The sequence below is a fragment of the Pseudoalteromonas sp. CnMc7-15 genome (assembly GCF_022347925.1).
Taxonomy (GTDB): Bacteria; Pseudomonadota; Gammaproteobacteria; order Enterobacterales; family Alteromonadaceae; genus Pseudoalteromonas; species Pseudoalteromonas ruthenica.
In genome coordinates this window covers 393753-407687 of the sequence record NZ_JAKRFT010000005.1, presented here as the reverse complement: position 1 = coordinate 407687, position 13935 = coordinate 393753, and the positions used below count along the sequence as shown (strand labels likewise).

13 protein-coding genes are annotated in these 13935 nt (G+C 47.7%); 9 read left to right on the top strand and 4 right to left on the bottom strand.

Annotation, left to right across the window (positions count from 1 at the left end; translation table 11 throughout):
• The first annotated feature begins 21 nt into the window (after window positions 1-21).
• From MHM95_RS14545 to MHM95_RS14530, 4 genes are read left to right on the top strand one after another with little or no spacing between them, the layout of a single operon-like run.
• Window positions 22-2730, top strand: a complete 2709-nt coding sequence (locus MHM95_RS14545; protein ID WP_239385635.1) for a methyl-accepting chemotaxis protein — start codon at window positions 22-24, stop codon at window positions 2728-2730.
• A 59-nt stretch (window positions 2731-2789) separates the two neighbouring features.
• Window positions 2790-3611: a protein-glutamate O-methyltransferase CheR gene (locus MHM95_RS14540; RefSeq protein ID WP_022943713.1), complete on the top strand. Its 822-nt coding sequence runs from the start codon at window positions 2790-2792 to the stop codon at window positions 3609-3611.
• On the top strand, window positions 3608-4225 hold the full coding sequence (cheD, locus tag MHM95_RS14535; protein WP_022943714.1) for a chemoreceptor glutamine deamidase CheD: 618 nt from the start codon (window positions 3608-3610) through the stop codon (window positions 4223-4225). Before MHM95_RS14540 ends, cheD begins: the two co-directional genes overlap by 4 nt.
• 8 nt (window positions 4226-4233) lie before the next feature.
• Window positions 4234-5265: a chemotaxis response regulator protein-glutamate methylesterase gene (locus tag MHM95_RS14530; protein ID WP_239385634.1), complete on the top strand. Its 1032-nt coding sequence runs from the start codon at window positions 4234-4236 to the stop codon at window positions 5263-5265.
• On the opposite strand, the gene MHM95_RS14525 is transcribed toward MHM95_RS14530, so the two are convergent.
• A complete protein-coding gene (locus MHM95_RS14525) occupies window positions 5243-6286 on the bottom strand; it encodes a polysaccharide deacetylase family protein (protein WP_239385633.1) in 1044 nt (347 codons plus the stop codon). The two genes, MHM95_RS14530 and MHM95_RS14525, sit on opposite strands and share 23 nt — an antisense overlap.
• Window positions 6287-6325: 39 nt before the next feature.
• Here MHM95_RS14525 and dinF point away from each other — a divergent pair, with 39 nt between their 5' ends.
• The gene (dinF, locus tag MHM95_RS14520; protein WP_239385632.1) at window positions 6326-7597 is read left to right on the top strand and encodes an MATE family efflux transporter DinF; all 1272 of its coding nucleotides are present in this window, start codon (window positions 6326-6328) and stop codon (window positions 7595-7597) included.
• On the opposite strand, the gene MHM95_RS14515 is transcribed toward dinF, so the two are convergent.
• Together MHM95_RS14515 and nfuA are read right to left on the bottom strand one after the other, a co-directional pair.
• Entirely contained in the window at window positions 7542-7838 is a 297-nt protein-coding gene (locus tag MHM95_RS14515) for a hypothetical protein (RefSeq protein WP_239385631.1), read from the bottom strand. The genes dinF and MHM95_RS14515 overlap by 56 nt on opposite strands.
• Window positions 7816-8391: a Fe-S biogenesis protein NfuA gene (nfuA, locus tag MHM95_RS14510; protein WP_022943718.1), complete on the bottom strand. Its 576-nt coding sequence runs from the start codon at window positions 8389-8391 to the stop codon at window positions 7816-7818. The genes MHM95_RS14515 and nfuA overlap by 23 nt, the downstream gene beginning before the upstream one ends.
• Window positions 8392-8541: 150 nt before the next feature.
• Between nfuA and MHM95_RS14505 the strand changes: the two genes are divergently transcribed.
• Entirely contained in the window at window positions 8542-11091 is a 2550-nt protein-coding gene (locus tag MHM95_RS14505; protein WP_239385630.1) for a M14 metallopeptidase family protein, read from the top strand.
• Window positions 11092-11120: 29 nt separating this feature from the next.
• Here MHM95_RS14505 and MHM95_RS14500 read toward each other — a convergent pair whose 3' ends face one another.
• Window positions 11121-11798, bottom strand: coding sequence for a ComF family protein (locus MHM95_RS14500; RefSeq protein WP_239385629.1), 678 nt, complete (start codon window positions 11796-11798; stop codon window positions 11121-11123).
• Window positions 11799-11893: 95 nt separating this feature from the next.
• Between MHM95_RS14500 and bioH the strand changes: the two genes are divergently transcribed.
• From bioH to MHM95_RS14485, 3 genes are all read left to right on the top strand, one after another.
• Window positions 11894-12628 carry a pimeloyl-ACP methyl ester esterase BioH gene (bioH, locus tag MHM95_RS14495; RefSeq protein WP_239385628.1) on the top strand — a complete coding sequence of 245 codons (735 nt, stop codon included), beginning with the start codon at window positions 11894-11896 and terminating at the stop codon, window positions 12626-12628.
• Window positions 12629-12724: 96 nt separating this feature from the next.
• A complete protein-coding gene (locus tag MHM95_RS14490) occupies window positions 12725-13033 on the top strand; it encodes a hypothetical protein (RefSeq protein ID WP_022943722.1) in 309 nt (102 codons plus the stop codon).
• A gap of 2 nt (window positions 13034-13035) precedes the next feature.
• Complete coding sequence (locus tag MHM95_RS14485) at window positions 13036-13839, top strand: putative metalloprotease CJM1_0395 family protein (RefSeq protein ID WP_045979092.1); 804 nt, start codon at window positions 13036-13038, stop codon at window positions 13837-13839.
• Window positions 13840-13935 lie beyond the last annotated feature (96 nt).

Genomic DNA, 13935 nt, shown 5'->3' with positions numbered 1-13935 from the left:
GTACTAACAGGGTGGAAAAGCATGGGCTGGTTTACTAAGGAATCAAACACTTCAAATGAAGACACAATGCTATTAAAGGCATTAAACAGGTCTCAAGCAGTGATCGAATTCACCCCATCGGGGAATATCTTAACCGCTAATGATAACTTCCTGCGCGTGATGGGTTATAACCTTGAAGAAATCCAAGGCCAACATCACCGATTATTTGTCGACGCCAAGGAGGCTTCAAGCCCCGAATATAAACGTTTTTGGCAGCGTTTAAGCGCCGGCGAATATATTAGCGATGAGTTTCGGCGTGTAGACAAATCTGGAGAAGATATCTGGATCCAAGCATCGTATAACCCCGTCATGAATCAGCAGGGTGAGGTCGTTAAGGTGGTCAAGTTTGCCACCGATATTACTGAATCTAAGCTCAAGCGAGCCGAGCTAGAAGGGCGGGCAAAAGCGATATCACGGGTTCAAGCAGTGATAGAGTTCGAGTTAGATGGCACCATTATCACTGCCAATGATAACTTTTTATCAACCTTAGGCTACCGTTTGGAAGAGATTAAAGGCCAGCATCACCGCATGTTTGTCACCCCTGAGGAGGCGGCAAGCCCTGAGTATACTGTGTTTTGGCAGCGCTTAAGCCAAGGTGAGTATAATTCAGGACAATACAAACGTATTGGTAAGAATGGCGCAGAAATATGGATCCAAGCATCCTACAACCCTATTTTTGATATGAATGGTGACCCTGTAAAGGTAGTGAAATATGCCACTGATATCACCGAGCAGCGCCAACAACAACGACAAGCACGGGAGTCAGCGCGCCTAGCAAGTGCATTAAAGGTTTGCCAAGCCAATGTCATGATGGCTGACAACGACCTTAATATTGTGTTTGTTAACGAACAAGTCAAAGCCATGCTGCGCAATCGCGAAAAACAAATTCAATCAGCATTGCCTAACTTTAAAGTGGATGACTTGATAGGAACGTGCGTGGATGACTTCCATGCTAAACCGTCGCACCAGCGGGCAATGCTGGCAAAACTTGATGAACCCTACAACACTAACCTTAAACTTGCCGGGCTGACTTTCAACCTAATAGCAACGCCTTGGGTTGACGAAGATGGCAAGCGTCTAGGAACCATTGTTGAATGGCAGGATATGACCGAAGAGCTTGCTCGAGAGGAGAAACAAAAACAGGCAGCACGAGAGAACCTACGTGTACGCCGTGCCTTAGATAATGTCTCGACCAATACCATGATTGCCGACAATGACCATAACATCGTGTATTTGAACGAGGCGGTGGTCAACATGATGCGCAATGCTGAGCGAGACTTACGCAAAGACTTACCCAACTTCGACAGTAGCAACTTGCTTGGTCAAAACATTGATGTATTTCATAAAAACCCAGCGCATCAACGCTCAATGTTAGAGAAACTCGCTACCACCTACAGTACAGAGATTGTCGTCGGTGGGCGGACCTTCGGATTAGTTGCCAACCCAATATTAACCGAGGAAGGTGAGCGTGCGGGGACCGTAGTCGAGTGGAACGATCGCACCGCCGAGGTCTCTATTGAGAAAGAAATCAATGACTTAGTAGGCGCTGCTCGCAGAGGGGAGCTGAATGCTCGCGTGAGTTTAGATGGCAAAGATGACTTCTTCCTGCGTTTATCTAAAGGCCTTAACCAACTGGTAGAGGTGGTGGATGAAGCAGTGGATGAAACGGCCACTATGCTGGATTCATTAGCTCATGGTGATTTAACTAAGCGTATTGATAGTGACTTCCAGGGAGCCTTCGAAAAGCTCAAGCGTGATGCCAACAGTACCGCTGATAAGCTCACCGAGATGATTGAGAAGATCACCAGCTCAGCCAACTTGGTGGCCACTGGAGCGGAGGAAATCTCACAAGGTAACACCGACTTAAGCCAGCGTACCGAGGAACAAGCCTCATCGCTGGAAGAAACCGCATCGAGTATGGAAGAGATGACCAGCACGGTGAAGCAAAATGCCGATAATGCCAAGGTTGCCAGTGAGCTTGCAGAGAAAACATGCGACAAGGCCAAGCAAGGTGGCGACGTGGTTAATCGTGCTGTCTCAGGCATGGCAGAGATTAACGAAGCGAGTAAGAAAATTGCCGATATTATTGGTGTTATTGATGAGATTGCTTTTCAAACCAACCTGCTTGCACTTAATGCTGCCGTGGAAGCGGCCCGAGCTGGTGAGCAAGGTCGCGGCTTTGCGGTGGTTGCCGGTGAAGTGCGTAACTTAGCACAACGCTCAGCGGGTGCGGCAAAAGAAATTAAGGAGCTTATCCGTGACAGTGTCGGCAAGGTTGAGGATGGCACCGTACTAGTGAATGAATCAGGTGCAACGTTGCAAGACATTGTTGAGTCGGTGCAAAAAGTAACGCAAATGATCTCTGATATTTCAGAAGCCTCAATTGAGCAAAGTGCAGGTATTGAACAAGTAAATAAAGCCGTGGCGCAAATGGATGAGATGACTCAACAAAATGCAGCCTTGGTTGAACAAGCCTCTGCTGCTAGCGAATCGATGGCGGAGCAGGCCAATAGTATGCGCCAGCTACTGAGTTTTTTCTCCATCAATATGCAAGCAGCTCTTCCGGATATGAGTACGAGCCCGAGTAATGCTGTGAAACGTTTGAACGGAGCTAAAACGCAAGCAAATAAATCACCTGCCCCCTCAGGGAATAACTTTGTTGATGATGGAGACGAGTGGGAAGAATTTTAATAGCGTAGTGGCTACATGATGTGCCCAACTAAAGTGCGTATTGGCGAGGAGGCCCAGCAATGTCGGAGTTTATTTTTACAGATAAAGACTTTAAAAGTATTGCTGGGCAAGTTTATCAAGCGTGCGGCATCGTGCTCGGACCGCATAAACGAGAAATGGTGTATTCGCGGCTGGCAAAACGGTTGCGCCAATACGGGTTTACCAAATTCAAGCAATACCTAGCGTTTTTGGAGCAGCATCCCGAGCAGGAGCTGAGCCACTTTATTAACGCATTGACCACCAATCTAACGTCATTTTACCGTGAGAAGCACCACTTCGATTACCTAGAAAAGGAGCTGCTCCCGCGAGCGTTAAAAGAAAATACTCGCGATCATAAAATTCGTATCTGGTCGGCAGGGTGTTCCACAGGCGAAGAACCATACTCCATTGCGATGTCGGTTGCCAAAGTTTGTCCGCGTGTTGGCTGGGATATCAAGATTCTTGCGACCGATTTAGACTCCAATGTGTTGCACAGCGCACAACAGGGAGTGTACAACCAGCGACAGGTCACAGGGATCCCGGAGCCACTGTTGAAAACATGGTTTTTAAAAAGCCGCAGTGGCGAACAAATGAAAGTGAAGCAGGCACTACAGAAGTACATTACTTTTAAGCGCTTAAACTTACTCGAGCCTTGGCCTATGAAGGGGCAATTCGACGTTATTTTTTGCAGAAATGTAGTGATTTACTTCGACAAAGTGACCAAAGAGCACCTCTACAATTTATTTGCACAGCGGCTCAAACCCGGAGGGCACTTATTTTTAGGCCACTCCGAAACCATGGGTAAAGAGCAAACTCAGTTCAATAACCTAGGTCGTACTATGTATTCTAAGGTAGGTTCATGAACCCAGCATTCAAGCCAACCTTACGCGGGTTTGAGCAAATAAAACGGTTTTGGGACTCCGGCCGCAATAAAGTGATGGCTAAGGTGTTGCCCGGTGAGTTTTATGTCACCAAGCAAGATGAGTTGGTGTCAACGGTACTGGGATCATGTATTGCCGCGTGTATCTACGACCCGGTAATGGGGATCGGTGGTATGAATCATTTTATGTTACCCAGCTCTTTGCAACTGGAGCAAATAGATCCCGATAGCACCGACTGCCGCTATGGGAACTGGGCAATGGAATTTTTGATTAATGAAATTGTTAAAAATGGTGGATTGCGCAAGAACCTACAAGTGAAACTATTTGGTGGCGGCAAGATTATTCGCTCTATGACCGATGTCGGTATGGGCAATATCCGCTTTGCCAATGCATATCTAAAGGAGGAAGGGCTGAACTTGGTTGCACATGATGTAGGTGGCCCTTGGCCGAGAAAAGTGCTCTTTCACCCAGAATCAGGCGCAGTGAAGGTGAAAAAGCTGCGCACAATGCACAACGACACTATTCAGAAACGAGAACTGAAATACCTTCGCGATCTTGAGCAGACAGACAGCAATACCGATATTGAGCTGTTTTAGGAGTGACCATGATCCGTGTATTAATTATCGATGACTCAGCGCTAATCCAGTCACTATTAAAGGAAATTATTACTGACGCCCATGATATGGAGGTGGTGGGCTGTGCCAGCGATCCCTACCAGGCAAGGGAGATGATAAAACAGCTCAACCCTGATGTGCTCACTCTCGATATTGAAATGCCAAAAATGGATGGCATCAGCTTTTTAAAAAACCTCATGCGCTTGCGACCAATGCCGGTGGTGATGATTTCGACACTGACCCAGCAGGGCGCACCTATTACACTCGAAGCGTTGGAGTTGGGAGCTGTAGACTTTGTTGCTAAGCCCACCAATAATGTTCGCACCCAAATGCAAGCTTATGCAGGTTCAGTACAGCAAAAAGTGCGCACTGCGGCTAAGGCCAACATTCGTCGTCACTCCAGCAAAACACTTGCGCCGGTAACCGTTCAAAAAGACCAACAGTTTAAACTCAACCACCTCGTAGCCATAGGTGCATCTACCGGTGGTACCGAAGCTATTAAAGAAGTGATTACTCGCTTACCTGAAAACTTCCCTGCGGTGGTTATCACCCAACACATACCACCGGTATTCAGCCAGTCTTTTGCCATACGTATGAATAATGTTTGTGCGATGCAGGTGCATGAGGCAAGTGATGAGCAAGTCATTAAGGCGGGCAATATCTATATCGCGCCAGGTGGCGAGCACCTGATGGTGCAGCGTAAAGGCGGTAAACTGGTGTGTCGGTTGTCATCAAGCGAACCGGTTAATCGTCATCGTCCAGCGGTGGATGTGATGTTTTCGTCCATTGTTGAGCAACAACTAGCTAAGCACACCTGTGCACTATTACTAACGGGCATGGGGGCTGATGGTGCCAAGGGGCTGTTACAGTTAAAACAGGCAGGAGCAGTAACAGCGGCCCAGGATCAGGCAAGTTCAGTGGTTTGGGGCATGCCCAAGGCCGCCATTGACCTTGGGGCCGCACAGGTAACCTTGAGTTTAGCTAAATCTCCGCAATGGCTTATTGAACAGGCGAAGAAGTGATCACCCAAGGTTGTGAAAACCAAAAGTAGCGCCCGCTCGCTTGTTGTGAAGGCGCAGTGCAGTTGTAACGGGCACGCCCGTCTCCCAACTCTTGTTTAGCGGTGATTTTAACCTGCTTAGCAGAGAGCCAGTTGAGTTCGGCCCGACCTTGACCAGACACATAGCAAGCGAATTGATTTTGATGAAAGCCTTTTTCTTTGAACGAGATCGTCAGTTCAGGTTGGCGTTTTGTCGTGACTGTATCGTCATAGGTTAAGGTATCGATATGAAACGGCAGGGATGCCAGTTTAGTAGACAGGGTATCCAAGTCTGCATAAAAACCAGATGCGGGAAAACGTGGTAAACGCGTGAAGTCGTTGTCTGGGCCTACGGCCCCTGAATGTTGTCCTATGCCAACATAACCCATGTCTTGCACCAGTTTTTGTAAGGCTCGGTCAAATTCGCCATAAGGGTAAGCTAAATACTTTAAGCTGTAACCCAACTCTTCCTCTATACGTTTTTCTGAATACTGTAAATCCGCGCGGATACGCTCTTGCCATTGGGCGTCACTCTCGCCATCTAAGCGGTGGTGCAGATAGTCATGCTGAGCGCTATGATTAGCGATAAGGGCACCTTGCTGACTGAGTGTCTTGAGCTGCTCCCAGGTCATGACATGGCTGCGCTGCTCATCAATAAGTTTGGGGTTAACAAATATGGTATAGGGGTAGCCGAACTCGTTAAGAATAGGCGCTGCTTGCTCAATATTGTTGTCGTAACCATCATCAAAGGTAATGGCCACGGTTTTATCATTATAGCTTTCGCCCTGTTTGAGTCCTTCAATCAGAGTGTCTAACGCAATGACTTCAAAATCATTTTTTTTAAGGTACTGCATATGAGCACGAAATGTACTGGCATCAACACTGGTGACCTTAGGCAAGGTTTTACTTACGTGATGATACTGTAGAATAACGGCAGCTTGAGCCGATGCGCACGCCAGTGCAAAGAAAGAGAAAATTACTACATGGGACACTTTTTTAAACATAATACCCACCATAAAAGCTTATTGATGCTTGCTGGGCCTATGATTCTATCGAATATCACCGTGCCATTACTAGGCTTGGTTGATACGGCGGTCATAGGTCACCTCGGGAGTGCCCATTATTTAGCAGGTATAGCCCTAGGTGCAACGGTTATTTCCATGTTGTTTTGGCTGGCGGGCTTTTTGCGCATGAGTACCACCGGGCTTATTGCTACGGCTTATGGCGAACAGAACAAGCGCCAGCTTGTGGCCTCGCTACAGAAAAGTATCATGTTAGCGCTGCTGGTGGCGCTACTACTCATTGTTTGCCAGCATCCTTTAGCCTGGTTAATGGCACAACTCTCCGATGCCTCGGCGCAAACAATTGAGCAAGCCAATCATTACTTTTATATTCGTATTTACAGTGCCCCCGCAGCACTGAGTAACTTGGTGTTGTTGGGTTGGATGCTCGGTGTACAGTATGGTCGTGGCCCTTTCCTGCTGGTGTTATTAACCAATGTGGTCAATATAGCACTCGATCTTTACTTCGTATTGGGCCTCGAAATGGGAGTCAAAGGTGCGGCCTTAGCATCCGTGATGGCTGATTACTGTGCTCTCGGGTTTGCACTGTGGTTAGTGAGCCGTTTATTTAAACGCCATCAGTTGCAATGGCACTGGTATTTATCCCCTAAACTACTACAATTAGGCGCCTTGCTGCGTCTCAATGGCGATATTTTCTTTCGTTCGCTGATGCTGCAGCTGTGCTTTAGCTTTATGACTTTTTACGGGGCGCGTCTTGGTGATGTGGTGTTGGCGGCGAACGCGGTGTTAATGAATTTCTTACTGCTAATCAGTTTTGCTATGGATGGTATTGCTTATGCAGCGGAGGCCAAAGTGGGGCAGGCTAAAGGAGCCAAAGATGAGCAACGTGTGCGTATGTGGGTGCGTATCAGTATGCAATGGGGCTTAGTTTTTGCGTTGCTATATGCACTTATCTTCCTACTCGGTGGTGCGCAAATTATTCGTCTGCTGACCGATGTGCCCGCAGTTAACGACATGGCAATTACTTATTTACCTTGGCTTATCGCCATGCCACTTATCGCTATGGGCTGTTTTCTATTCGATGGTGTTTTTGTGGGGCTAATGCGGGCCAAGGATATGCGCAATACCATGATCTTCTCAGCAGCTGTGGGCTTCTTTGGTGTTTTTGCCCTGACTCAAGGTCTAGGTAATCACGCGCTGTGGGCGGCGATGACGGCCTTTATGGGCTTGCGCGGGATTACTTTGGCGCTACGTTATCATCGTCTGGCCAAGTCACATCAGTTGCTGATATAACCTGCGAAAAGCGATTAGCAAAAATTCCCAGATAGCCCCAAAAGGCAAAAAATAGGGCAACGGCGAGTAGAATAAGGCCAGGGACTTGTAACAGTGGTACATAAAAGTAGCCTGCCGCAATGAGGCCCATGGCGATGGCAAATAAGCCTAAACCGATAAAAAATCGCCTGAGGCTTAGCTTGGGCTCGCTGCCCAAGCTATATACTAGGCGTTTAAACTTAGTAGTATGAGTGTTCGCCACGGCTATGCTCGGTGATATCACGCACGCCAGAGATTTCGCTAAATTTAGCGACCATTTCCTTCTCGATACCCTCTTTGAGGGTCACATCAATCATTGAACAACCATTACAGCCGCCGCCGAATTGTAAAATGGCAATGCCATCAGCGGTAATTTCTACTAGCTGTACTTGACCGCCGTGATTCGCAAGCTGTGGGTTCACATCAGTTTGCAACATGTGCTCTACACGCTCCTCTAATGAGGCATCGTCAGACAACTTACGTGCTTTAGCATTAGGTGCTTTGAGAGTGAGTTGTGTGCCCATTTGGTCGGTAACAAAGTCGATTTCGGCATCTTCCAAAAAGGGTGCACTCTCACTGTCGACAACAGCATCGAAGCCATTGAAGTTCAGACGAATGTCACCTTCCTCAACGGCATCGGCAGGGCAGTAAGACACCCCGCACTCAGCTTGTGATGTGCCAGGATTGACAACAAATACACGGATGTTGGTGCCTTCGGCTTGCTCACTAAGCAATTTGGCAAAGTGGCTTTGAGCAGATTCTGAAATTGTGATCATAGTAACAACGCTATACTTGACTATTTTACTCGGTTACTGCGTATCATACTCTGCTCATCGCGTTGTCGCCAGTGTTGACCGTAAAAAGTTGGCTTAATTTTAATCGGGTGGTAGCGTGAGGACTATGGTCCTCTAACAGCAATAAATTCCATGCGTCGAATACTTTTTCTAGTGGTGCTTTTATTTGCATCTTCACTGAGTGCTAAGCCGCTCGACTACTACTTTAACAATGATATTCAGTTCGATCCTAATGTCCCTACACCTCAGTCGGTGCTCGGGTATGAAGTCGGTGAATGGCATGTACGCCACGATCAACTGGTTTACTATATGCGTGCTTTGGCCGATGCCAGCGAACGTGTCAATATTGAAACCATCGGTTACACCCATGAGCAGCGACCATTGCTGATGTTAACGTTTGCTGCACCACAACGCCTAGCCGATATCGAGCAAGTTCGCGCACAACACTTAGCGCGCTTAGAGGGTGAGCCAAGCACGAACGATGACCCAGCTGTGGTTTACATGGGTTATAGTGTTCATGGTAATGAATCTTCAGGCAGTAATGCGGCGTTATTAGTGGCGTATTACTTGGCCGCAGCACAAGATCAGCGTGTTGAGAAGCTACTCAATGACACTGTGGTGCTGTTGGACCCGTCGCTGAACCCAGATGGCTTGGCACGTTTTGCAAACTGGGCAAACTCAAACCGAGCCATGACACCCAGTGCCGACCCTCACACACGCGAACACGATGAAAACTGGCCGAGCAGTCGCACTAACCATTATTGGTTTGACTTAAATCGCGACTGGTTACTACTGCAACACCCTGAGTCTCGGGCACGTATTGCTCAGTTCCATAAGTGGCAGCCCAATGTGCTGACCGACTTTCATGAGATGGGGCCAAACAGCACTTATTTCTTTCAGCCAGGCATACCATCACGGAAAAACCCGCTAACACCCAATGGTAATGTTGATCTAACCAAAGCCATCGCGAAACATCATGCTCGCATCCTTGATAGTGAAGAGCGCTTATATTTTACTGAAGAAGCATTTGATGATTTTTATGTTGGTAAAGGTTCCACTTACCCAGATGTGAATGGCAGCATCGGTATTCTCTTTGAGCAGGCGAGTAGCCGAGGCCATGTCCAAGACACTGTTAATGGTCAAATGGACTTTGCTTTCACCATAAAAAACCAGCTCCTCACTAGCTTCTCTACTTTTGACGCGGTGCTTGAAAACCGTCAGCAGCTACTTGATTATCAGCAGGACTTTTACCAACAAGTAGGTAAGCTTGCAGATAAAGACAAGCTGAAAGGTTATGTGGTGAGTGCACCTAAGGATGCTACCCGTTTAGATTATTTCTTAGAGTTACTCGCGCAGCATCAAATTAAGGCTTATGCACTCGAAGAACAAACCACTGTTGATAAGCACACTTTTGCTGCGGCTAATAGCTACTTTGTGCCGCTGGCGCAACGCCAATACCGACTGATTAAGTCAATTTTCTCTGAGCAGCAAAGTTTTAACGACAATACCTTTTATGACGTATCTGCTTGGACACTTGCCCATGCCTTTAACCTTGAGTTTGCGCCATTAAGCAGTACTTGGGGGCTGGAGCTTGCAGAGCAGCCATGGCAGCAGGGTGCGCAGCCATCAGCGCAAGAACTAACAAGACACTACGCGTATGCCTTTGAGTGGTTCGACTATGATGCACCTAAATTATTAAGCTACTTGCTGCGTGAGGGAGTCAACGCTCGGGTTGCCTTAGCACCACTGAGTGCAAAAAGTGGTAACGCGACAAAACAGTTTGCGGCGGGATCTATTGTTATTCCAGCAGGCATACAACAACACGAACATTGGCTAGATATTTTAAATGAGGCGCAACAACGCTTTGCTATACCTATCGTTGCCTTGGATTCAGGATTAACCAGTAAAGGCGTTGATTTAGGTTCGCGGCAGCTTGCTCCTGTGCACTTACCAAAAGTCTTGCTGGTGGGCGGTAAGCAAACCAGCCAGTACGAGGTGGGCGAGCTGTGGTATTACTTAGATCGCCATGTGGGTATCACGCCAAGCATTATTGAGTTGGACAACCTAAGTGGTGTGAATCTAGATAATTACACCCACATCGTGCTCGCCAATGGTCGCTACTCGGCAATGAGTAAAGCGCAAAAAGTGGCACTACAAAAATGGGTTAAACGCGGTGGTGTTATCTGGGGCCAAAAAGGTGGAGCTAAGTTCTTGGTTGACCAACAAATACTAAAAGCCAGTTATGTATCGCGTAAAGATATGGCCGCAGTATTCGCAACCGAAGGTCTCAAATATGGTGACCAAGATATGCTTGCCGGTAAGCAGCGTATCGCCGGGGCTATTTTTAATACGGAAGTCGATTTAACGCACCCGCTGAGCTACTCGTTAACTCGTAAGCAGCTGCCAGTATTCAAAAACAGCACCTTTTTGCTGGAGCAATCCAGTGCTCCATTTGTTAACGTAGCGAAATACACCGAGAAGCCATTATTAGCTGGGTTTACCCATGATAATAACGTAACGCAAATCGCTAATGCAGGAGCCATTGTTGCGCACTCATATGGGCAAGGTACGGTGGTCGCGATGACAGACAATCCGGTTTTCCGAGGTTTCTGGTATGGCACTAGCCGTATCTTTAGTAATGCCTTATTCTTCGGTGAGCATATTCACGCTCGCGGTGAATAATCCAAAGAGCCGGCTTTAGCCGGCTCTTTTTACTTTGCGGTTAGGCACACAACCCAGGCCGATACCTCTTTTGCCCCAGCCTCTTTTAACTTACGAGCAGCATTGTCTACGGTAGCGCCTGTGGTCATGACATCATCAACGATGGCAATGTGCATACCCTGAACACGCATTCTAACGTTAAAGGCGTTAGCTAAGTTTTTGCGTCGCGAACGCGCTCCCAGCTTAGCTTGTTGCTTTGTGCTCAATGGTCTGGCAAGAGCATTGGCGACAAATAAACCTTGTGGCACCGCCTGCTGCCAAAGCAGCACACATTGATTGAAGCCGCGCCAAACAAGCCGGGGATGAGCTAAAGGGATAGGCACGATACTATCAGGCCATTGCCAATTATCAGCATGGCTAAGAGTATATAAATGCTGCTGTAAAAGCTGTGACACGGCGACCTGGTAGTGCAGCTGATGGGCGTACTTGTATTGCTTTAGCCAAGTACTCACGGGTGGCCGATACCACTGCAAAGCCACTAAGTGATCAACATAGCGCAATGGAAACAGTCGTTGAATATCGGCACGAACTAATAAGTCGGGCTCAGAGAAGGTGCTAAATGTCGCGCAACAGTGTTGACATAACTGTGCACCTATCGGCAGAGACTGTGAACAAAGCTTGCAGTACTGCGGAAATAGCCAACTGCGCAGGTGTGATAGAGCATCCATTGCATAACCTTTAAATCCCGTTATTATTGCTACATTGCATGCTTGGGCTCTCTGCCCAGGCAATCCGTTTTAATAGTGGGTGTGGTCGTTAGAAAATGCAAAAACAATTGGTGTTACTGCACGGTTGGGGAATGAATAATAAGGTATGGGAGCTTATTCGCCCAGAACTCAACTTTTTATTTGATGGCGAGGTACGTGCGTTGGACTTGCCAGGATATGGTGAGAGTCAGCAGTTACACACTTATGATTTACCGACCATGAGTGCGGTGCTTGCAGATCAACTGCAGGACAACAGCGTTATCGTGGGGTGGTCTTTAGGTGGGTTGGTGGCGCTTTACCTTGCCTATTTTTACCCGCATAAGGTCAGCAAAGTTATCCTTGTGGCATCCACTCCATTTTTTGCCCAACAAGCCGACTGGCCGGGTATAAAAGCACAGGTTCTAGAAGATTTTAGCTCGCAACTGCTGAACAACAGCGCAAAAACCATCGAACGCTTTTTGGCTATTCAAGCAATGGGTAGTGATACCGCCCGTGCCGATACAAAGCAATTAAAAGCGTTACTTAAGCAAGCACCACCGCCTCAGGCTGAGGCATTGCGCCAAGGCCTGGATATTTTACAACACCATGACTTACGCCACGAGTTTGCTCATATTAAGCAACCAGTGGGTGCTATTTTTGGTCGTTTGGATGCCTTGGTTCCCTACAAAACTATTGCACAAATGCAGGCGTTGCGTAGCGATTTAGATATCGCCGTGCTTGATAAGGCCTCTCATGCGCCTTTCATATCACATAAAGATGAATTTTTAGCTACTTTAAAATCAATGCTTTGACCTAAAACCAGCGAGACATAGCCGAAACACCTTTATTTCGTCTACTTTTTGCGCAATAATAACTATAAGTGTAATTGTAATGTAGGTGGGAAAGTTATGCCTGTAGGAGCTATTTTTAATGCTGGTGTAGAAGGCTTTAATCGCGCTCAACAAGATGTTGAGCAAGCGACCGCTAACATTAATCGCGCCACTATTGAGCGCCAAGACCAACAGCAAACTCAACAGGGTCGTCAACTTCAAGGTGCCAATGCTGATGAAGCGGTAACGGCTCCGGTGTCACAGGCTCCGCGCGTGGATGAGGAGCTGGTGAATCTTAAAGTAGCTGAATTCAACGCTAAAGCTAACACTGAGTCAATTCGTACTGCCGATGAAGTGTTAGGAACAATTATCGATATTCGTGCATAGACATGAACATAGTCACGCCAACGCCAACTATTAATTTTAATACCGCAAACGTTTACACCGAGAGTGTAAGGCGTGACAACCAGCTGCGCGAAGTGATCCCCGAGCCTAAGCAGCCAGCACAGAGTGCAACCGATAATAAAGCTGCATCAGACGCAGACAAGGCACGTAACCCCGGTCAGAGTAAAGACGCGCAAAGCAGCGAAAAAGAAACAGTTGCCCAGCAGAAAACGATTAACGAGCGCGACAGTGAGGGGTCTGAGGAGCAATCTAGCGAGCAGCAGCAACAGCAGCGCGAGCAGGAACAGCAACAAATCCAAGAGCTTGCAGAACGTGACCGTGAAGTTCGAACCCACGAACAAGCCCATGCATCGGTAGGAGGTCAATATGCCGGCTCACCGAGCTATGACTATCAACGTGGTCCAGATGGCAAAAATTACGCGGTGGGTGGGGAAGTACAAATAGATGTGGGTGAAGTACCGGGCGACCCACAAGCAACCATCGAGAAGATGCAGCAGGTACGCTCAGCGGCGTTGGCGCCAGCAGAGCCCTCCGGTGCTGATCGAGCCATAGCGAATGAAGCAACGCAAAAGCTGGCCCGGGCTCAGGCTGAGTTGGCTGGGCAACAGCTCAACACCTCTGAAGAGGACGAAACGCCAACACCGCCAGCATTCGCAACCAACGAGCCTACTCGTCGTTTTGAGCGTGACCAAGAGGTTGAGTCAAGAGCCCTGCGTATTGCCGATTTTTATCAGCAAGTCAGTGCGCCGCAAGAGCGCAAGCAATCGGCTTTTATGGCGCAGGTTTAGCGCTACTTTTCCCCTTACTCTTCACCCCTATACTAAACACATTTCCTATTTCTGCCTGAAATGGTTTATTTAAAAGCAACGGCACCATCATAGCGA

Excerpts from the sequence above, each read along its gene's own strand:
- MHM95_RS14500 (WP_239385629.1), bottom strand. The coding sequence starts at position 11,798 with ATGGATGCTCTATCACACCTGCGCAGTTGGCTATTTCCGCAGTACTGC.
- dinF (WP_239385632.1), top strand. The coding sequence starts at position 6,326 with ATGATTCTATCGAATATCACCGTGCCATTACTAGGCTTGGTTGATACG.
- MHM95_RS14525 (WP_239385633.1), bottom strand. The coding sequence starts at position 6,286 with ATGTTTAAAAAAGTGTCCCATGTAGTAATTTTCTCTTTCTTTGCACTG.
- MHM95_RS14530 (WP_239385634.1), top strand. The coding sequence starts at position 4,234 with ATGATCCGTGTATTAATTATCGATGACTCAGCGCTAATCCAGTCACTA.
- MHM95_RS14490 (WP_022943722.1), top strand. The coding sequence starts at position 12,725 with ATGCCTGTAGGAGCTATTTTTAATGCTGGTGTAGAAGGCTTTAATCGC.
- cheD (WP_022943714.1), top strand. The coding sequence starts at position 3,608 with ATGAACCCAGCATTCAAGCCAACCTTACGCGGGTTTGAGCAAATAAAA.
- nfuA (WP_022943718.1), bottom strand. The coding sequence starts at position 8,391 with ATGATCACAATTTCAGAATCTGCTCAAAGCCACTTTGCCAAATTGCTT.
- MHM95_RS14505 (WP_239385630.1), top strand. The coding sequence starts at position 8,542 with ATGCGTCGAATACTTTTTCTAGTGGTGCTTTTATTTGCATCTTCACTG.
- MHM95_RS14545 (WP_239385635.1), top strand. The coding sequence starts at position 22 with ATGGGCTGGTTTACTAAGGAATCAAACACTTCAAATGAAGACACAATG.
- MHM95_RS14540 (WP_022943713.1), top strand. The coding sequence starts at position 2,790 with ATGTCGGAGTTTATTTTTACAGATAAAGACTTTAAAAGTATTGCTGGG.
- bioH (WP_239385628.1), top strand. The coding sequence starts at position 11,894 with ATGCAAAAACAATTGGTGTTACTGCACGGTTGGGGAATGAATAATAAG.
- MHM95_RS14485 (WP_045979092.1), top strand. The coding sequence starts at position 13,036 with ATGAACATAGTCACGCCAACGCCAACTATTAATTTTAATACCGCAAAC.